The organism is Natronoglycomyces albus, assembly GCF_016925535.1.
GTDB classification, from domain to species: Bacteria; Actinomycetota; Actinomycetes; order Mycobacteriales; family Micromonosporaceae; genus Natronoglycomyces; species Natronoglycomyces albus.
Map to the genome: position 1 here is coordinate 1,914,688 of NZ_CP070496.1, position 20,305 is coordinate 1,934,992.

General features: G+C 62.3%; 15 protein-coding genes. 8 read left to right on the plus strand and 7 right to left on the minus strand.

Annotation, left to right across the window (positions count from 1 at the left end):
* The first annotated feature begins 50 nt into the window (after window positions 1-50).
* Together JQS30_RS08145 and hrpB are read left to right on the plus strand one after the other, a co-directional pair.
* Window positions 51-1,436, plus strand: coding sequence for a M14 family zinc carboxypeptidase (locus JQS30_RS08145; protein WP_213172849.1), 1,386 nt, complete (start codon window positions 51-53; stop codon window positions 1,434-1,436).
* 101 nt (window positions 1,437-1,537) lie between these two features.
* Complete coding sequence (gene hrpB / locus JQS30_RS08150; protein ID WP_213172850.1) at window positions 1,538-4,003, plus strand: ATP-dependent helicase HrpB; 2,466 nt, start codon at window positions 1,538-1,540, stop codon at window positions 4,001-4,003.
* Here hrpB and JQS30_RS08155 read toward each other — a convergent pair.
* The 3 genes from JQS30_RS08155 to JQS30_RS08165 form a co-directional block, all read right to left on the minus strand.
* On the minus strand, window positions 3,978-4,724 hold the full coding sequence (locus tag JQS30_RS08155) for a M50 family metallopeptidase (protein ID WP_213172851.1): 747 nt from the start codon (window positions 4,722-4,724) through the stop codon (window positions 3,978-3,980). The two genes, hrpB and JQS30_RS08155, sit on opposite strands and share 26 nt — an antisense overlap.
* Before the next feature lie 133 nt (window positions 4,725-4,857).
* On the minus strand, window positions 4,858-5,445 hold the full coding sequence (locus JQS30_RS08160) for an SWIM zinc finger family protein (protein WP_213172852.1): 588 nt from the start codon (window positions 5,443-5,445) through the stop codon (window positions 4,858-4,860).
* Entirely contained in the window at window positions 5,442-7,391 is a 1,950-nt protein-coding gene (locus JQS30_RS08165; RefSeq protein WP_213172853.1) for a DEAD/DEAH box helicase, read from the minus strand. The genes JQS30_RS08160 and JQS30_RS08165 overlap by 4 nt, the downstream gene beginning before the upstream one ends.
* Window positions 7,392-7,647: 256 nt before the next feature.
* Here JQS30_RS08165 and JQS30_RS08170 point away from each other — a divergent pair, with 256 nt between their 5' ends.
* Window positions 7,648-9,396, plus strand: a complete 1,749-nt coding sequence (locus JQS30_RS08170; RefSeq protein ID WP_213172854.1) for a bifunctional metallophosphatase/5'-nucleotidase — start codon at window positions 7,648-7,650, stop codon at window positions 9,394-9,396.
* Window positions 9,397-9,501: 105 nt separating this feature from the next.
* Here the strand turns inward: JQS30_RS08170 and JQS30_RS08175 are convergent, their stop codons facing one another.
* The 4 genes from JQS30_RS08175 to JQS30_RS08190 all read right to left on the minus strand — a co-directional run bounded on the left by JQS30_RS08175 (window position 9,502) and on the right by JQS30_RS08190 (window position 14,326).
* Window positions 9,502-10,236: an O-methyltransferase gene (locus JQS30_RS08175; protein ID WP_213172855.1), complete on the minus strand. Its 735-nt coding sequence runs from the start codon at window positions 10,234-10,236 to the stop codon at window positions 9,502-9,504.
* Between the two features lie 174 nt (window positions 10,237-10,410).
* Window positions 10,411-12,042 carry an ABC-F family ATP-binding cassette domain-containing protein gene (locus JQS30_RS08180; RefSeq protein WP_213173016.1) on the minus strand — a complete coding sequence of 544 codons (1,632 nt, stop codon included), beginning with the start codon at window positions 12,040-12,042 and terminating at the stop codon, window positions 10,411-10,413.
* A 336-nt stretch (window positions 12,043-12,378) separates the two neighbouring features.
* Window positions 12,379-13,080: a response regulator gene (locus JQS30_RS08185; RefSeq protein ID WP_246498121.1), complete on the minus strand. Its 702-nt coding sequence runs from the start codon at window positions 13,078-13,080 to the stop codon at window positions 12,379-12,381.
* The gene (locus tag JQS30_RS08190; protein WP_213172856.1) at window positions 13,073-14,326 is read right to left on the minus strand and encodes a histidine kinase; all 1,254 of its coding nucleotides are present in this window, start codon (window positions 14,324-14,326) and stop codon (window positions 13,073-13,075) included. Before JQS30_RS08190 ends, JQS30_RS08185 begins: the two co-directional genes overlap by 8 nt.
* Window positions 14,327-14,455: 129 nt before the next feature.
* Here JQS30_RS08190 and JQS30_RS08195 point away from each other — a divergent pair, with 129 nt between their 5' ends.
* The 5 genes from JQS30_RS08195 (at window position 14,456) to JQS30_RS08215 (ending at window position 20,298) form a co-directional block, all read left to right on the plus strand.
* The gene (locus JQS30_RS08195) at window positions 14,456-15,244 is read left to right on the plus strand and encodes an ABC transporter ATP-binding protein (protein ID WP_213172857.1); all 789 of its coding nucleotides are present in this window, start codon (window positions 14,456-14,458) and stop codon (window positions 15,242-15,244) included.
* Window positions 15,235-16,872: a hypothetical protein gene (locus JQS30_RS08200; RefSeq protein WP_213172858.1), complete on the plus strand. Its 1,638-nt coding sequence runs from the start codon at window positions 15,235-15,237 to the stop codon at window positions 16,870-16,872. Before JQS30_RS08195 ends, JQS30_RS08200 begins: the two co-directional genes overlap by 10 nt.
* Before the next feature lie 513 nt (window positions 16,873-17,385).
* The gene (locus tag JQS30_RS08205; protein WP_213172859.1) at window positions 17,386-18,015 is read left to right on the plus strand and encodes a GOLPH3/VPS74 family protein; all 630 of its coding nucleotides are present in this window, start codon (window positions 17,386-17,388) and stop codon (window positions 18,013-18,015) included.
* A gap of 229 nt (window positions 18,016-18,244) precedes the next feature.
* Window positions 18,245-19,711: an APC family permease gene (locus tag JQS30_RS08210; protein WP_425498860.1), complete on the plus strand. Its 1,467-nt coding sequence runs from the start codon at window positions 18,245-18,247 to the stop codon at window positions 19,709-19,711.
* Window positions 19,711-20,298, plus strand: a complete 588-nt coding sequence (locus JQS30_RS08215; protein ID WP_213172861.1) for a GNAT family N-acetyltransferase — start codon at window positions 19,711-19,713, stop codon at window positions 20,296-20,298. Before JQS30_RS08210 ends, JQS30_RS08215 begins: the two co-directional genes overlap by 1 nt.
* The last annotated feature ends 7 nt before the right edge of the window (window positions 20,299-20,305 follow it).

Sequence of the window (20,305 nt, forward strand, 5' to 3'; positions counted from 1 at the left end):
ATACACCCCCGATGACCTATCTTTACAGAAAGGATTCAGGTCTACCCCTCATGATCACAACCAAAAAGCATATCGTCGCGGCCTGCGCTGCCGCATTGCTCATTGTCGTTCCGGCCGGAATCTCGGCTAATGCCTGGGCTCAACCACAGACGGACAGCTTCACCCCTGAGGCCACCACCCTCGCCGACGGCGAACCCGGTATGTGGATCGTCGACGACATAACCCCTGAAGACGCCCAGCGCCTGGCCAGTGACGGCATCGACATCGCCAAGTTCGAACATGACTGGGCGATGATTGTCGCCGACACCGCGCTAGCCGCAAAGCTCAGCGCTGAGGGCTGGGACATCGCGTTCCTCGACCATCTCCACAAGGAAGTGCCGCCGTCGGCGAAGGTGCAGCAGGGCACGTACTACGGCGGATATCTCACCGCCGCGGCTCATAGTGCCAATCTGCACAATGTCGCCGAGGCCAACCCCGACCTGGCCAAGCTCTTCGATATCGGAGACTCCTGGTTGAAGACGCAAGGTCAGGGCGGACACGACATTCTGGCCATCTGTCTGACCAAGATTCAGCCCGGCGACTGCGAGCTCAACCCGAACTCCGACAAGCCGCGCATCTCCATCGTGTCGCAGGTTCACGCCCGGGAGATTTCCACCGGCGAGATCAGCAAACGTCTCATCGATCACCTAGTCGACGGCTACGGGTCGGACTCGCGCGTGACGGCACTTTTGGACTCCACGGAGTTCTGGATCGTGCCCATTGCCAACCCGGACGGGGTCGACATCGTCGCCTCCGGTGGCAACCAACCCGTCTCGCAGCGCAAGAACGCCAATAATTCCAACGGCAGCTGCACGGGAACGGCTATCGGGGTTGATTTGAACCGTAACCATAGTTTCAAGTGGGCGGGAACCAACATCAACCCCTGTATCCAAACGTACGCGGGGCCGTCGGTGGCCTCGGAACCCGAGACGCGGGCATTGGAGGAGTTGTTCGAAAGTATCCACCCCGCGCAGAAGGGCCCGGGCGACAACGACCCGGTCCCCACCGACGCGCGTGATGTGATGATCTCGCTGCACAGCTTTGGCGAGTACATCATTCACCCATGGGCGTGGACGCGGACATACTCGCCCAACCACCAGGAGCTGCGAAATCTGGGATTGATGATGTCAGTCTCGAACAATTACCTCGTCGGTACGGCATTCGACACCATCAACTACCTGGCTCCAGGAGCGACGGACGACTTCACCTACGGCACGCTAGGCGTGGCCAGTTACACCTTCGAGGTCGGCCCCTCTAGCGGGCAGTGTGGCTTCTTCTTCCCCGCGTACAGCTGCATGGATTCTCAGCTGTGGGAGCCCAACCGAGATGCGCTGCTGACTGCCGCGGAAGCGGCGGCGGCACCGTACGACACAATGGCCTCCATCCAGTCCGATTAAACGCTCTCGTGCCACTGCGGCACCCACGATCGTGGCCCCATTTCGCTTCAGCGGATGGGGCCACTACTGTCCTGCTGGCTCGATGTCGGAGACTAAAGGGCATGCCACATACCCTCACGTTGCCTGACCTGCCGATGCGCGAAGTCCTCCCCCAGGTAGTCTCCGCCGTGGAATCCGCCGGTAGTGCGCTGTTGGTGGCCCCTCCTGGCACGGGTAAGACGACGTTGGCTCCGTTGGCGTTGGCGGGGCTGGTCGAGCCAGGATCAGTTCGGCGGAGGGTGTTGGTCGTCGAGCCGCGGCGGTTGGCGGCGCGGGCGGCCGCCCGTCGGATGGCCTCTTTGCTGGGAGAACGGGTCGGTAGGCGGGTCGGCTATCAGATTCGGGGTGATTCTCAGACTTCTTCGGAGACCGTCATCACGGTAGTCACCGGAGGTGTGCTGCTGGCGCGCCTGTTGAGCGACCAGGAGTTGGCGGATGTGGATGTGGTCATGTTGGATGAGTGCCACGAGCGGCACCTAGACACAGACACCGCGTTGGCGTTCCTGTTGGAGACGCGGTCGGTGTTGCGACCAGAACTGGCCATTGTGGCCGCCTCGGCGACGGCCGATATCAGGCTGTGGCGGCAGCGGCTGGAGAGCGCCCCAGTGATCGACTGTCAGCCACAGTCGTGGCCGGTGACGGTGCATTGGGAGCCGCCGCGAATGAGCATCGCCCCTCCGCAGGGATTGCGGGTCGATCGGAACTTGTTGGCACACGTGGCGCACCTGGTGCGGCGGGCCTTGGACGAGGATGAGGGCGACGTGTTGTGTTTTCTGCCGGGAGCCGCAGAGATTAAACAAGTGGCGCAGTTGTTGGCAGACGTGGACGCGCGGGTATGCGCCTTGCACGGGACCGCTCCGCAGTCGCAACAGGACGCCGCGCTGACCAGTGGCCAGCGGAGGGTCGTCTTGTCGACCGATATCGCGGAGTCCTCCTTGACGGTGCCAGGTATTTCGATCGTGGTGGACGCGGGTTTGGCGCGCAGGCCGGTCGTCGACCACGCGCGTGGGCTTCCCGGATTGACCACGGTGTTGGCCTCCCGGGCGGCGACGGCTCAGCGAGCTGGACGCGCGGGTCGCACCGGGCCGGGTGTGGTGTGGCGGGCGTGGAGCGAGGCGGAACACGCTCGGCGCAATGCCCAGCCACAACCAGACATCGCCACATCGGATCTGTCAGGTTTGGTGCTGCAATCGGCGGTATGGGGTACGCCGGTGCCGGAGTTGGCGTTGCCCGAGCAACCTGAGCCGGGCCCCTTGCGGGCCGCCACGCAGCAGCTACAAGCGTTGCGGATTCTCGACGGCGAAGGACGCGTCACCGAGATGGGGAGGCGTCTGGCCAAAATTGGCGTGCATCCGCGGCTGGGTCGGGCGCTCATGGAAGGCGCTTCCTTGGTTGGCTCCGATAAGGCCGCACAGGTAGTGGCGCTGCTGAGCCTTGAGCAGCGTTCACACACCGACGACCTGGTGGCACTGTGGCGTTCGAAGCGTTCGCAGCCGGATAGGGCATGGCGGCAGGAAGTGGACCGTCTGCGCCGACAACTACCCTCGCACCTGGCCCAGCCATCGTTGCCCGATGAAGAGGCGGCCGCCACGATTGTCGCTTTCGCCTATCCGGAACGTATTGCGATGAAACAGGGCCAGCAGTGGCTGACCGTCTCCGGTTCCGGGGCCGTGCTTGACTCTCATAGTTCCTTGGCGGGGTCACCATGGCTGGCGATCGCCGCCGCCGACAGGTCGGCCGGACAGTCGGCGGCGCGCATCCGACTAGCCGTGTCGCTCGATGGTTCCTTGGCTCGCCAGCTTGGACGTGAGGAGACCTACGAAGAGATTCGCTGGGATGCGAGGGCCGCTGAGGTCGTGGCTCGCTCGGTGAGGCGTATGGGTGCCATTACCGTCGCCTCCGCGCCACTGGTGAGCCCCAATGCCGCGCAGGTGGCAGCCGCGGTCGAAGAGGGGTTGCGATCACAGGGGCTGTCTCTACTGCGGTGGACCGACGGTGCCACAGCGCTACGCCAGAGACTACGTTTCTGTCACCGGTATCTGGGCCAGCCATGGCCCGAGGTGTCCGATGAGGCCTTGTTGGCCGACCTAAGTTGGCTACAACCGCACTTGGGACGGGCGCGCAAACGCGCCCACGTGGAGAAAATCGATGTGGCATCGTGTTTGCGCAATCTGGTGCCGTGGCAGGTGAGGCTCGACGAAGTCGCGCCCGAAACGCTCACGGTCCCCTCGGGCAGGGCAGTGCGGCTGGACTATTCGGCGGAACGGCCCGTACTGGCGGTGAAATTGCAGGAGATGTTCGGATGCGAGCAGACACCGAGTGTGGGCGGAGTCAAGGTGACAGTGCATCTGTTGTCCCCGGCAGGGCGGCCACTGGCCGTGACCGGGGATCTAGCCTCGTTTTGGGCGGGGCCATACCAGCAAGTGCGGTCGCAAATGCGCGGGCGCTATCCGAAACACCCGTGGCCAGCCGACCCGCTGACCGAAGAGCCGACCCGAGGCACTAATCGGCGACGACTCCAACGATAGTGTCCGTGACCGCCTCAGGCAGTAGCAGCCACGTGCCCGCCGCTCCCGCTCCAATGGTGACGAGCATGAAAAAGAAGATCCATCCAGCGGCGGGAATCGCCGTCATGGAGGCGAGCTGGTCGGCGTCGGACTGTACTCCCGCTTTGCCCCGTCGCCGATGCCGAAGTTCGAATACGGGCCGAATCGATCCGAGGATCAATATCCACGTACCGAGGTAGGCGATGGTGGTCTGGACTTCGGCGGTGGCGTACCACGAAGCGCTGAAAACGACGGCACCCACCACTACTAGGGCCACGAACCCATACAGGTTGCGTATGAAAATCACCATGGCTACCAGCAGCGCGAATGTGATCCACAGGAGGATGACGGTACGCCCTCCCGCGAGCAGGAACGCCGCGCCGAGTCCCAACAGAGCCGGGGCCGTATAGCCAGCGGCCAGGGTGAGGATCGCACCGGGTCCCGTCGGTCGTCCACGAGTGATGGTCAGACCAGAAGTGTCCGAGTGGAGACGAATACCCGACAACCGGCGACCAGTGAGAACTCCCACCAGCGCATGCCCACCTTCGTGGGCGATCGTGATGAGGTTGCGTACCTGGCGCCATAGCGTCGACTGCCCCACGGCCACCAGGGCGACCACCGCGCTACCGAGAATGGCCCACCAGGTTGGCTCGGGGTGACTCTGCACGATCCACTGCCAGACATCGGCAAGGGTGGTGTCCATAGTGATCTCTTCCGTGGGGATGGCTGAAACCTCGGGCCGCAGTCAACCTGAGCCCGTCTTGGCAGGACTTCCTGCGGATTCCTAGGATTCCACGCACGAGGCCGCCTTCACACATGGGGTGGCCTCAGTCCTCTTACGCCGCCGGGTGGAAATACGAGGTGTGGCTCATTCGGCGGGCATCACGAAGCCGCAACGGTAGGTTGTCCGTCGGGCCACCCCGCAACAGGAGCACCAAAAACGGATCGCGATCCAACCGCGCCGCGGACACCAGTTGCACCGCGATGACGTGACGGCACACCGCGTCAGGGTCCGAACAAGGGCAGCTAGTCCTCAGCTGCGGCAGGTTGCTGCCGTCCTCGCCTAGCCGGGGCTTGCGAGGCAACAAGATCATGCCCAAGTGGCCAAGCACATCATCGATGTTCTTTGGCAAAGCTCCCGCCAACAACGCACCCACGCATGAGGGGCTGTTACCCATCGCCGCCAGCGCCTCATCCCATTGATCTTTGGCGTAGGGGTCGATTTCGATGGAGACGGGGTAGTCACGTTCGTCGTTGACAATGGCGTGGACGCCACCGGGGGTGATTTCTAGGTGCTCGACGCCGTCACGTCCGGCGATGGCGCGGCCTTTGACGATGCGGTGGTCGGGGTAGGACAGGCCGATGGTTTCCAGGCCGCGGTGCCACTTGCGTCCCCACCAGGTGGTTCCGTAGTTGTCGCTCATTGAGCTACCTCGTCTTCGTCAAGTTCGATGAGTTTGCGCAATTGGGTGTCGTCGAGTTCGGTGAGCCATTCCTCGGATTCTCCGACGATGGCGTCCGCTAGGGCTCGTTTGCGCATGAGAAGCTCGTCGATGCGTTCTTCGAGGGTGCCGGCGGTGACCAGTTTGTGGACGTGGACGGTGCGGGTTTGGCCGATGCGGTGTGCTCGGTCGGTGGCTTGGTCTTCGACGGCGGGGTTCCACCAGCGGTCGTAGTGGAAGACGTGGCTGGCTGCGGTGAGGTTGAGGCCGGTACCTCCGGCTTTGAGGCTGACCAGTAGCACGCCGGGACCTTCTTCGGTTTGGAAGTGCTGGACCATCCGGTCGCGCCCCATTTGGTCGACGCCGCCGTGGAGGAAGGGGGCGTTGATGTTGAGTTGTTCGCGGATGTGGGTGGCCAGCAGTTCGCCCATGGTGCGGTATTGGGTGAAGATGAGGGCTCGGTCGCCTGAGTCGATGACTTCGGCCAGCATGGCGGCGATGCGGTCGAGTTTGCCGGAGCGGTCGGCCAGTCCCAGGTTGTCCTCGGGTTCGTGGTCGTAGTCGAAGTCGTGGGAGTTGTCTTTGGCGGGCCCGGCTTGAACTGGGTGGTTGCAGATCTGTTTGAGACGGGTGAGTAGTTTGAGGATGTTTCCGCGGCGGGCGATGCCGTCTCCCAGTCCTGAGTCGAACGCGTCGGCAACCGCCTCTTTGTAGAGTTTTCCCTGCTCGGCGGTCATGGTGCAGACGACGACCGATTCGAGCTTCTTGGGTAGGTCGGCGGCGACGTCTTCTTTGAGACGGCGCAGGACTACCGGGCCGATGAGTTCACGCAGTTCGCGTGCGGCATTGGGGTCTCGGCCGATTTCGATGGGGTCGGTGAAGCGGCGCTTGAAGTCGGCTTGGGTGCCCAGCAGGCCGGGGTTGACGAATTCCATGATTGCCCATAGTTCGGCGAGTCGGTTTTCGACGGGGGTGCCGGTGAGGGCGATGTGTTGGCGGGAGGTGAGTCCACGGACGGCTTTGGAGGTTTGGGAGCGGTGGTTCTTCACTGTTTGGGCTTCGTCGAGAATCACCGTGTCCCAGCAGACGCGGCCCAGCAGCTTTCGGTCACGTAGCGCCAGTGAGTAGGAGGTGATGATGACGTCGGCGTCGAGTAGTTCGTCGGCGCGTTTGCGTCGTTTCGGTCCGTGGTGCAGGTGGGTGGTGAGTTGGGGGGCGAAGCGGGCCAGTTCACGTTGCCAGTTGCCGACCACGGAGGTGGGGCACACCACTAGGTGGGTCTGTTCTCCGGTGGAGCGGGCGGCTAGGAGCCCTATGGATTGGAGGGTTTTTCCGAGACCCATGTCGTCGGCGAGGACGACTCCCGCGCCGTTGTCGGTGGCGGTTTGTAGCCAGGCGATGCCGTTGGCTTGGTATGGGCGCAGGGTGGCTTGGACGCGGGGGGTCTCGGGCAGGGCGTGTTGGGCGGTGGTGAGGGCGAGGCTGAGGCCGGAGTCGGGTTGCCCGAGTTCGGCGTGGGATTCCACGAAGGCGGCCACGGCGGCGCGGGCGGTCCATACGTGGCCTTCGGGGTCAGCTGCGGAGTGCCCTTCGATGGGAAGTTCCTCGGCGATTTTGTCGAGGATGTCGAAGTGGCGGTCGCGTACGGCGCTCGCGACCCGGCCCCAGGCGGCCAGGGAGGGGGCGATGTCGATGCGGTCGGCTAGGTGGATCATGCCTGCGGCGGCGGGGCGGGCGGGTAGGGCTAGGACGTCGGTTTCGACTAGTTCGTCGCCTTGGAGGATGTGGGCGGTGGCGGGGTCGCCGGGTGGAAGTCCGAGGGTGGCCGCGTCGGTGGCGGGGTCGTCTCCGCCCCACAACAGCATGCGACCGTGGCTGGGGTGGTGAGGGTCGGGTTCAAAGGTGGCATGCAGTGAGGCTGGCAGCACCAGGACTCCCTTCAGGGCAGAAACAGAACGGCCAATTTTCGCACATGTTGGGCCGAAACGCTAACCAGTCGTGTTGTTCTTCACTGTGTGTGGTCGGCGACTGGTGTGGCGGATGAGGTGGCAATGGTGGGTGTTATCCAATCGTTGTAGGTGCGCAATCGTCCCATCATTGGTCGTTGACCTGTTGGGTACGGTCATTGTCTATCGTTACTGACACGTAGATCAATTCACGACATCCCCTGAATAATGGAGTGCCATGTCTGCACAAAGACGATTCCGCACGACGGCCCTAGCCGTCGGTGCTTCGGCGACCCTCGTCGCCGCGAGTGGATGCTCGCTCTTCGGTACCGAAGATCCCGAGGGCACCACCGAGATCCAACTACTGGCTCTCAACGACTTCCACGGCAACTTGGAAGCCAATGAGGGTATGGGCGTCACCGTTCACGACGAGCACGGTGAAGAGGAGTTCATCGAGGCTGGTGGAGCCGAGTACCTTGCCACGCACCTCGACGAGGCTCGGGAAGGCTTTGACAACACTCTGACCGTGGCCGCTGGTGACCTCATCGGTGCCAGCCCGTTCTTGTCGGCGGCGTTCGACGACCAGCCCACGCTCGACTCGCTGTACGGCATGGGGCTAGACGTGTCCTCGGTCGGTAACCACGAGTTCGACCAGGGCATCGACGAGCTGCAACGCCTAATTCACGGTGGATGCCCCGATGAGGGCTGTGCCGACGGCCAAGAGTGGGAAGGCATGGGCTTTCCCTACCTGGGTGCCAATGTCGTTGACGCCGAGACTGGCGAGGCCATCCTCGATGCCACCTACGTGCATGAGTTCGACGACGGCGCCACCGTCGGTTTCATCGGCATGACGCTGGAGGGAACCGCCGACATTGTCGCCAAGTCCGGTATCGAAGGCATCGAGTTCCGCAATGAGGTCGAGACGGCCAACGAGCACGCCCAGGCTCTGCTCGATGACGGTGTCAACGCCATCGTGGTCCTCCTCCACGAGGGCGGGTACCCCGCTGCCGAGGACGCTGACAACCAAGAATGCGAAACGTTCGGTGATGAACCGTCCATCTCCGGTCCGATTGTCGATATGGCCGAAAACATGGACTCCTCCATTGACTTGATCGTCACCGGCCACACCCACCGCGCCTATGTGTGCACCTTCGAGGACCCAAACGGTGAACCTCGCATGGTGACCTCCGCCGGGCAGTACGGCACCATCTTCAGCGACATCCGGATGGAATACGACTTCGAGACCTCCGACATCATTCGGACCTCCGTCGAAGGCACGAACATCATCGTGGAGCGCAATGTCGAGGCCGACCCGGTGCAAACTGGTCTGATCGATGGTTACAACGAGGCCCTGGCCCCGATTGCCCAAGAAGTCGTCGGTCATCTCCAGGAGCCCATCATGCTGGGCGCCACTCGCGCCGAAGAGTTCGCGCTAGGTAACCTCATCGCCGACGTGCAGTTGGCTCGCACCGCTGAGGAAGAACTCGGTGGGGCCCAGATCGCGTTCATGAACCCAGGTGGGGTGCGGGCCGACCTGATTCCCAACGACGAGGGTGAAGTCACCTACGAGCAAGTCTTCACTGTGCAGCCCTTTGGCAACTATTTGGTGACCATGGACTTGACCGGGGACCAGATCGTGACGTTGTTGCAGCAGCAGTACACCGACCGCCCCAACGAGCCGTTGATCCTGTTGCCCTCTGAGGGCTTCACCTACACACTCGATGAGTCGCAGGAGGGTGAGGACAAGGTCCTCACCGATTCCTTGCAGCTCAACGGAGAAGACATCGAGGCTGACCAGACCTACCGAGTTACCGTGAACTCGTTCTTGGCCGACGGCGGAGACTCCTTCACCGTCCTCACCGAAGGGCAGAACGTCCTTTACGGTGAGGTCGACGTTGACGCGTTCAAGGAGTGGCTGCAGGAGAACACCTCGGCGGATGACCTGCTCGCGGCTCCGGCGCTGGACCGCATCACCATTGTCGATTAGTTCTCATCCTCGGCTAGCCGCCAGCGGCGAGTCTGACTAGGACACACTGCGGGGCCGGTACCTCAGTGGTACCGGCCCCGCCTCGCGTTTGGGGTGGCGGGCGCGTTACTCGGTCACCAGCGCGAAAAGCAGGCCGTCGTGGCCCTTGTGGCCCACCGTCTGCACAGCCGTGGCATCCAGGCTGGGGTGATTGGCAATCACCTCATACACCTTCCAAATGGCCCGCGAGGCCGGATCATCGGTGTCGGGCTCAGTGTCGACCAATCGCGACACCGCGTTGTCCACCACGACTAGAGCACCGGGGCGCGCCAACTTCGCGGCCCATTCCACATACTCGACGATATCGTCCTTGTTGGCGTCGATGAAGACGAAATCGAATGGGTCCCCGCCCTCCTCATCTAGCTTCGGGAGCGTCTCCAAGGCGGGCCCAACCCGGATCTCCACCCGGTCGTTAACGCCACATCGTTCCAAGTTCGCCCGCGCCACCTCGGCGTGTTTCGGGCTGAACTCCAGCGACACCAGCTCACCGTTCGACGGCAGACCTTTGGCCATCCAGCTGGTGCTGTATCCGCCCAGTGTGCCCAACTCCAGGACCCGGGTGGCCCCCATGATCTCGATGAGAAGTTGCAACAACTTTCCTTGATTTGGGGCGACTTGGATATGCGGCAATCCCGCAGCGTCGGCATCGGCGACCGCCTGTCGCTGCTGGGGGTCCTCCTGGGTGACGGTGGCATTGATGAAGTCGTCGATCTCGTCGTACTTGTCCGACGTCGGCGTGGTCGAGGCCATGGCGCTCTCTTTCCTCGGTCGACTCATCTGCCGCTGGTGGGCAGATGACATCGTGTCAAATGTTGTGGCTACCGCGATCCTAACCCGGGGCGTTTGCGAACCGACCGTCCTAACGGGTCGGCCAGCAACGCCGACGCGGCCGCAGGAGGGTGCGAAAGCTCCACCGACTAAGCCAGGCAGCCGGGGACTAAAAGCCGATGACAGCACCCCGACCGGGCAGATGCCTCACTCCCCCGCTGTCTCCAGCGGGTCTTCGCCCACTGTCACCGGTTCCCCCTTCGCCGCCTTCCACCAGCGGGTGATTCCCAGTTCGGCAAGAAATGCCGCATCGTGGCTGGCCACGATCACCGCGCCTCGGTAGGAGTCCAATGCCGCCTTCAATTGCGCCACCGACGGCAAATCCAGGTTGTTCGTCGGTTCGTCCAGCATCAGCAGCTGCGGAGCCGGGCTCGCGGACAACACCACTGCCAATGCCGCCCGCAGCCGTTCCCCTCCCGAGAGCGTCCCGGCCATAGCGAAGGCAGCGTCCTTTCGGAACTGAAAGCGGGCCAAGCGGTTGCGAATCTGTGCATCGGTCATGTGTGGCGCGGCGGCTCGGACATTGTCCAACACAGTCGCCTCCTCGTGCAAAATGTCTATTTTCTGCGGAACGTACCGCAACGGCACGTACGTGTTGACCTCTCCGGTATCAGGCATAACCAGGCCAGCGATCGCTCGCAATAGCGTGGTCTTACCGCTACCGTTGTCGCCAATGAGAGCGATACGTTCAGGCCCCTGAATTCCCAGGCTGACTCCCGCGGCTCCGAACACGTCCCCCACGGTGAGGGCACGGACGTCCAACAAGACCCGCCCGGAGGGAACTCGCGTCTCGGGTAGGTCCACCGCGATGAGGTCCTCGCCGCGCAGTTTGCGCTGCGCCGCATCGAGCTTCTCGCGCGCCTGAGCGAGTTCCTCGGTGTGTCGTTCGGTCAGCTTCGCGGCCGATACCTCGGCGCTTCGTTTCTTCGCGTTCATGACTATCAACGGCTGGCGTTTATTGGCATGGAATCGTTTTGCCTGTTGGCGACGATGGGCCAGTTTGGTCTGGTTCTCCATGGCATCACGACGTTGCCGTTCGACGTCGGCCGCGGCCTGGCGCACGTGGCGCGCGGCGGCATGCTGCTCGGTCGCTATGGCCCTCTCATAGGCGTCGAAATTTCCGGTGAAGGTTCGGATTCGCCCCGCCCGCAACTCGGCGATAGCATCGACCCGGTCGAGCAGGGCCCGATCGTGGCTAACCACGACCAAGGCCCCATCGAACTGGTCGATGGCCGTGTACAGGCGGGATCGGGCTCTCGCGTCGAGGTTGTTGGTCGGCTCATCGAGGATCAGCAAATCTGGCTGAGCCAGCAAGAGGCCGGTAAGCCCACAGAGCATGGCCTCACCGCCAGAGAGCGTCGCCACGGTGCGGCCCAACTCGATATCGGCCAAGCCCAGGGCATCCAGGTGGGCCCGAGTACGTTCGGCTATATCCCACTGCTCCCCGAGCATCTCAAAGTGGCTTTCGTCGGCACTGCCCGATTCGATAGCGTCCAAGGCTTGCAGTCGGCCACTGATGCCGAGCAAGTCCGCGACACTGCGGTGACCGGACAGCGGGAGCTCTTGAGGCAAATAGCCCAGGGTTCCATGACGTTCGATGTGTCCTTGCGCAGGCGTGGCATGCCCGGCGATCAGACGCAGCAGGGTGGACTTGCCGCAGCCGTTATGTCCGATCAAGCCGGTCTTTCCAGGGCCAAAGGCCGCGTCGAGGTTGGTAAAGACGTACTCGCCATCTGGCCAGGCGAAGCTGAGGTTCTGAATGACGATGGCATTGGACATAGACATGAGGTCTCCTCAATCGTCGGTGGGACGGGGCTGTGTCGGACTCGCATCGGTCGGACACAAAGCTGGGAGAAGACACCACGGCGCGTCGAACGAGGCGCTCATAGGCACAAAAAAGTCCCCGGTGATGGGAAGCGGCCCACACAGATCGCTGCGTCGCTGGGCTGAAAGCCGGTGGCGACGTGGTGTCAGCGATCTGACTACTTCAAGGGCTTTCCTCACCTCGGGGACAAAGACCACTCCATCATAGGTGACGCGGCCGCCAGGGGCAACGGATTTTCCCACCGGTTGCGTCGCACATGGTCGAGCCACGGTGGACCCGAGCAACTGAAATCAGACTTTGTTCGCGTCGTGGGCGAGGATGGCCAGCTGAATGCGGCTGGTGTAGTCCAGCTTGGTCAGGGCACTGGAAATGTGGGCTTTCACGGTGCCCACTGACATGTACAACTCGGCCGCGATCTCAGCGTTCGACATTCCTTGGGCAACGGCGCGGGCGACGTCTTGTTCCCTGGAACTCAATTGAGCGAACGTGTCTGCGGCCGGGTTAGGCTCGGCCGCAACCGGCCCGGTTTCGGTGACATGGCCGATCAAAGTGCGAGTGACTTCGGGCGACAGGACTGGTTCCCCAGCAGCAGCACGGCGGATGGCGTCGATGATGCGTTCGGGCGGGGTGTGTTTGAGGAGGAATCCGGCCGCTCCAGCACGCAGGGCCGCCACAACCGTGTCGTCGGCATCGAAGGTGGTCATAACGATGACCTGAGGGTGGGGCGGTTGTATCGGGTCGGTACCAGGGGCGGCGGAGGTGGCCTTACACAGCTGAGCCGTGGCGCTAATGCCATCGAGCAAGGGCATGCGAACATCCATCAAGATCACGTCGGGTTCATGTTCACCGACAGCCTCTACCGCCTGGGCTCCATCGGATACCTCGGCGACTACGGCGATATCCTCGGCTCCGCCGAGCATGATCTGCAATCCCGACCGCACCAACGGGTCATCGTCAACTAGCAGCACACGAATCGGGCGGGAATCAGTCACGGTTCAACGGTAGCGCAACGGCCAACCGGTACCGGCCATCGGAGATCCCAAAGTTAAGTTGACCGCCCTCCAGCTCGACCCGTTCGGCCAGCCCCGTTAGCCCCGTATTGGCTCCCGGTATCTCCGAGGCCGTGACGCCGGGGGTCAGCGGATTGGCCACCGTGGCCACCACGGAAGTCGAGTCGGCCGACACGCTGACAGTGACCGTGGAACCCGGAGCGTGCTTGCGGGCGTTCGTCAAGCCCTCCTGCACTGTGCGATACAAGGTGCGTTGCAGTTGCGGCCGCAAAGACTCAGCCTCGGACAGGGTCATATAGAAGCGAACGTCCTGCCCAGACTCCTTTGCTTCCTCTATCAACGCCGGTAGCTCAGCCAGTTTCGCCTGAGCGCCCGAGGCGTTGAAGCTGTCGCCGTTGTTGTCATCACGCAACACATGCAAAATGTCAGCTAGTTCCGACAGTGCCTGGCGGGCGTTGTCCCCGATCAACGTCACCGTCTCGACTAGCTCATCCTCGGTCAACGGTTTGCCGCCTTCGCTGGCCCGCTTTGATCGGTAGGCCAGACCCCCCGCATGCACCGACAGCATCGACAGACGGTGCGCTAGGACGTCGTGCATTTCCCGCGCGATCGTCTGCCGCTCATTCGTACGCACGTTCGCTAGACGTTGTTCCTGTTCAATACGATCCCGTCGGGCTTGCTCACGCATCCCCACCACCACCTGCCGGTGCGAGCGAGCCAACATGCCCGACAGCATGAACACAAGGTAGAACATGACGATGACCAGCACAGTCACCCAAGGCAATTGGCCTTCAGGCTGCGGGACGACGAAAGGAAAACTTATCCCAACCAGGATATGAACCAGCACCGCAACCGCCACCGGCTTAGCTGGGCGGTGAATCGCCGCCGAAAAGACAAGCACCGCGATGGCCACCGAGCCCGACCCGGAAAAGTACAGCAGCGGCACCGAGCCCCACAACAAGATCAACGGAAAGCGGCGACGCCACCACATGGCAACAATGAGCCCAATGCCCGCGAGCAAGTCGGCCCACAACATCCATTCCAGAACTTGCAGGTCCTCGCCCAACAGCGACATCAAGGCAAATAGCATCCACACGAGGGTCGCCAGACTCATCAAAGTGAGGTCGATGATCCAGTCTCGGGGTGTGCGGCGAAAGGGCTCGTCGGGGTGAGCCAGCTCAGCAGGCAGCATCCAGGTTGGGCGCGTACCAGAGGGCGTCATAGGCATGCGACCAGCCTACGGCCCAGCGCGCAACCGTGAGACCAACAAGTGGCGAGAAACGCATAGCCACCCGGCCAAACCCTCTGGCCACTCGACAGATGCGATGTCCACCCAGTATGGACCACCATGGAAACCATGAACGCTATCGAGAACTCCACTGACCCCGGTAAACCAGTTCTGGAGCTGGACGGGCTGTCCAAGATGTTCAAAGACAACATCGCCGTAGACAACGTGTCGCTGACAATTCCAGCCGGGTCCATGACCGGCCTCGTCGGCCCCAATGGCGCGGGAAAAACCACCTCATTGTCGATGGCTGTGGGGATGCTGCGGCCCGATGCGGGTACGGCCCGAGTATGTGGCGTTGATGTATGGGACAACCCAACCGAGGCCAAGAAACACCTCGGCGTGCTGCCTGACGGCCTCGCCCTGCCGGAACGATTGACCGGATCGGAACTACTGACCTACTGGGGCCTTTTGCGAGGAATGGATCGAGCCACCGTGGACAGCCGTGCCAAGGAACTCATGCGAGTGTTGGAACTGGAGGAAGCCGACGAGTCGGGCACCCTTGTCATCGAGTACTCCACTGGTATGCGCAAGAAGATCGGCCTTGCCACAGCTTTGCTCCATCGCCCACCGGTCTTGGTCCTCGACGAACCCTATGAGGCGGTCGACCCAGTATCGGCTCGAGTCCTGACGAAGATCCTCCGCCGATTCACCGCAGGCGGCGGCTCCGTGGTGATCTCCAGCCACGTCATGGCCCTCGTCGAGCAATTGTGCGATCGAGTGGGAATCATTTCCAACGGGGTGGTCCTGGCCGATGGCACCTTGGATGAAGTGCGAGGCGAACACGACTGCCTAGAAGACACGTTTATCTCCCTCGTCGGCGGCCGTGACATGGACGAGGAGGCCCTGGCATGGTTGTAACGCTGGCCCGCATGAAGTGGTCAATGATGCGCCACAACAGCAACACCCGTCGGGTAGTTGGCGCCCTAGCCGGTCTGGGCGGAATTCTGCTCTTCATTAGCGGCCACCTCGCCGCCGACTCCGACGCCGCCCGTTCCGACCTGATGGTCCTCGGCCTGGCTAGCCTCCTCGCTGGCTGGGTACTGGGCCCCATTCTCTCGCCAAAGGCCGGAATACTCCGCCCCCACGACTTCGCCCTACTCCCTTTGAGCCGCTGGCGGCTAGGGGCCGGCCTGATGGCCGTGTGTTTTATCGGCATCGGCCCCCTGGTCACCGCCGCCGCCATGGGCACCGTTATCTGGTGGGCCGCGGGTCTGGCGCCCCAAGCCATCCTCGTGGCCATCCCCGGAGCCATCCTGACTCTGATCTTGATCGTCGTAGTCTCCCGACTCGCCTACGCGCTCTTGGGCACTGCCATGCTCAACCGACTTGGGGTCGAAATAGCAGCGATTCAATACGGCCTCCTCTTGTCAACCATGTTCGTCGGTTGGATGATCTTCCAAATCGCCGGCAACACCATCGGCTCCCTCTTGGAATCGGGGCTTCCCGGCACCATGACCCGATCCATTCTCGAATGGGTACCTTCGACCTGGACTGTCCATTCCATCGAAGCCGCGGCAGCCGGACAGTGGACCACCGCAGTGGCGTGGCTGTGCGGCCTAGCTGCCCTGACAGCTCTCCTGGCAGCCATAACAGTCCTGCACCTAGTGCCCAAGACTCACAGCCGAAACACTTCCTTTGGAGCCCGTCGCCGTGGACGCCTGTCCACACTGTTGCCCTCTACCCCGCTCGGGGCGGTCATCGGCAAAGAGACCCGCCAGTGGGCGCGCGACCCGTGGCGAGTGCTGGAAATGCACACTGGCTGGTGGACAGGTCTCATCGCCGGGGGCCTGGCCTGGGTGGCCGGCTATGTCGTGGTCGCCCCCTTCGCCGCGCTCATCACCGCCTTCATGGCCGCTCTCGTGGCCTCAAACCTCTACGGACATGACGGAACCGCGCTATGGCAGCTGGCCAGTTGCCCCGGCAAGCAGGCCGTACGCGCCGATGTCAGAGGCCGTCAGATCGCCCTTCTTCTCTGGAACGCTCCAGCGGTAGCGGTGATTCTGATCGTTTTCACAGCTGGCACCGGGCAACACTGGGCCTGGCCCTATATGGTCGCCGGATCGACAGTTCTGCTCCTAGCTGGGCTGGGCGTATCAATTTTCCTGGCCGTCATTGCCGCCACCCCTGGAGTCGACCCACAAAAGCGCGTGGGCCCCAACGACACCGGAGACCTCCAGTTCCAAGTCTGGATGGCCATGTGGATGATGCCGGTCTCATGCCTGCCGACCGTATTCGCAGGAGTCATTTTCGGCATCGCGGGAGCCCCGTGGCTCATCACGATCGTGGCGCTGGTCAACGGGATCGCGGTGGCATGGATAGGCGGACGCCTGGCGCATCAACGCCTGCGCGCACGGCTACCCGAAACCTTCGCGCGGCTGCGCTATGGCAAGGAGATCGCCAAAGCCAGCGCCCCGAACACTTCTTTGCTCGACAAGCTCGAGTCATCCGCGATCAACAGCAATAAACAGCTGCAAGTCGGTTCATGAGACACGCGCCGCCCACAGAATGAGATATATGACCGAACTCTCCTTACCACTCAATGAGAAGAGACCCTGGGGTGTTTTTCCTTGAATTATCAAGGAAAAACACCCCAGGGTCTCCCCACGTTCACTTCAAGCAGCTCAGCACGGTCGATTAGCGCATTCCACAATCGAGTACGACCCAAATCCGGATATACCGGCATCCAAGAGAACAAATGCACAGCCAGCAGCGATCATAACGGCATTTGCGCTGACCACAGGCTCGGTGCTGATCGTTTGCAAACGAATGCCCACCATTTTGCCGCGCAACAGAATGTTTGCGCACCCTTACTAAACGGGTTACCCGACAACAGTGCCTTTTCAGACAATGGGTAAGATCTGGCGCATCAGAAGTCGAGCTGACGTCACCGTGCAACTCGCGACCTCATGTGTAACACCACGACGTCACGGAAGTACCTCCTCCGAATCACCTCTGAGAACAAATAGCACCCATCCATTCGCGGTAAGGAGACCACCCCTTTGCGACTTGCCGATGAGCTGTTTTTCGTGTCGCTCAACAGCGTCACCGGCCAGCCTGTAATCCCCGTCAGCATCGCTTCAATGGGGATGGCAGCTGGCCTGCTGGCCGAGCTGGTCATGGAACGACACATCACCGTGGACAAAAAAGGCCAACCGATCGTCCTCGACTCCTCCCCTCCCTCTGATTCCCTGGCACACAACATCCTCGACCGCCTCAAAGCCGAAAGCGCGACCCACACCCTCGACATCTGGGTCGCCTATCTAGGCATTGAGGCCTACCGACAAGTCGGATCTCGCATGGAAATCGCCGGAGTCGTCGAGCACTCCACCCAGCGCAAGCTCCTCAAACGCATCCATGTCTATACCCCCCGCGATACCAACTTCGCCTCTTGGCCCAGCGTCCGACTCCGCCGCCACCTGCAACAAGCCTCCCGAGTTCCCATCACCGACGCCTTCCTACTGGGCGTGTGCAAACACATTGGACTCGAAGGACACCTTCTACAAACGGCCCCACCCACCGCACGAACCCGTCTCGCGGCCATCGCAGGCTCCCTGCCCGACGAACTGGCCGCCATCGTCAAACACACCGAAGTCGCCGTCGGCTCAGCAGTGCTCACGCACCGCACCTAGATCCCCCACCTCCGCGAGAGGAACTACGGCGGACTCACCCGATCCCCCCAAAATCGTGAGGCTCCCCGCTGGGCCGCTAGAACCAGCGCCACAGCCTCAGTGCCCACCCCATCCCCCACCGAATTCAACACTCTCTCCTTACCTTTGTCCTGATAGGAGCATTTTCGTGCCATCCACTCCCGGAGGCGAATCGCTAGTGCAACAAGCGCTAGCCAAAAACCGCCTCGGTATCCCGTCCGTCATCTTCTTCGTCCTCACCGCAGCCACCCCCTTCACCGTCATCGCTGGTGTCGTGACCACTGGTTTCGCCATGACCGGGCTCATTGGCATTCCCACTGCGTTTCTGGTCATTGGCGCGCTATTGATCCTGTTCGCAGTGGGCTATGTGACCATGGCTCGCCATGTCAACAACGCTGGCGCCTTCTACGCCTTCATCGCGCGAGGTATCGGCCGTCCTCTGGGTGTCGGCGCATCGTGGATTGCGCTGTTGTCCTATAACGCGCTGCAGATTGGCCTATACGGGCTCCTGGGATACACCGCCCAGGGTCTCCTACTTGACTGGTTCGCCATCGACATCGCCTGGTGGGTACTCGCCCTTGGCTCGTGGGCCATCGTCGCTTTCTTGGGAATCCAGCAAGTTGACCTCAACGGCAAGGTGCTCGCCGTCCTGTTGGTACTCGAGATCGCCATCATCGCCGTGTACTCATTCTCATCGGTGGCCAACCCGGCCGGTGGCAGCATTAGCTTTGCCACCCTAGCGCCCAATGAGCTTTTCGGTCCCGGTCTCGGCGCGATGCTCATCCTGGGCATCCTCGGCTTCATCGGGTTCGAAGCCGCCACCGTGTTCAGCGAAGAGAGCAAAGACCCCGCCCGCACCGTCCCACGTGCGACCTACCTGTCCGTGTTGATTCTGGCGGTGCTCTACACATTCGCTTCTTGGGCCATGACCGTCGGAACTGGAGCTGACAACATCGTAGAGCGCTCCCGCGACGAGGAAATCACCGTGCTGTTCAACCTCGCAGGGGAGCAGTTGGGCGTGGCCATGGTCAACATCGGCTGGGCACTGCTACTGACCAGCGTGCTGGCCGCGATGATCAGCTTCCACAACACCACTGCCCGCTACATGTTCTCCTTGGGACGTGAACGGGTCTTGCCCGCCGCGCTGGGACGAACCTCGCAGCGGTCCTCCTCCCCTGTTGTCGCTTCGCTGACGCAAAGCGCGATCGGATTCATCGTCATTCTTATCTACGGTCTCGGTGGGCTCGACCCGCTGGTGGAACTGTTCTTCTTCGCCGGAACTGCCGGGGGCCTGGGCATCCTCATGCTCATCACCACCACCTCGGTCTCGGTCGTGTGGTACTTCTGGAAGGACAAGCGCGGCGAAAGCTCTCTGCGGACTCGCGTTGCCCCCATCGCGGCCTCACTGGTGCTCTTCGTCGTCATGTACCTGGCCGTGTCGCACTTTGGCGAACTCCTAGGGGCAGAAGAGGGCTCGCCGCTGCCATGGCTCATCCCGACCATCTTTGTCGCCGCCGCGCTCGGGGGCATAGTGTGGGGACTGGTTCTCCGCGCGACTAGGCCCGACGTCTACGCCACCATCGGTATGGGCGCAAAGGCCGTCCTCTCCGAAGCCACACCCGACGATGAGGGAACCGAAGACAAGGTGGCCGAACCGGCCGGGATGGGAGGACGCTGATGAAGGACTCTGTCACCCGCGCGACCATCTCGGAGTGTTCGCAGGTGGCCCAGCTTATCGCCGAGGCATTCCATGCTCTCGATGTCGCCAAGTGGCTGGTCCCCGATGCCGACGAGCGTGCCCGCGTCCTGCCGCGGAACTTCGCGATCGTCGCCGAGCACGCACTACGCCACGGCAGTGTCTACTGGAGCGCCGAACGCGATGCGGTGGCGGTGTGGTTTCCTCACGACGGGGAACCGCTGCCGGAGATTGAGGACTACGACCAGCGCCTTCTCGCCGCCTGTGGAGAGGCGACCCCACGTTTCCAGGTCCTCGATGGCCACTTTGACAAGGCACATCCTCACGAGCCACATCACTACGCGGCGATGCTGGCCGTCTCACCGTCGAGACAAGGGCGCGGACTGGGAGGCTCACTGTTGAGCCATCATCTCGACCAGCTCGATCGGACCGGGACGCCCGCGTACCTGGAGGCCGCGTGTGCACGCAGCCGTGAACTGTATTTGCGGCTGGGCTTTAAGGATTTGGAGCCGTTCACGCTCCCCGATGGCCCCACCATGTATCCCATGTGGAGGCCCGCTCAGGGTTGATGGCAAT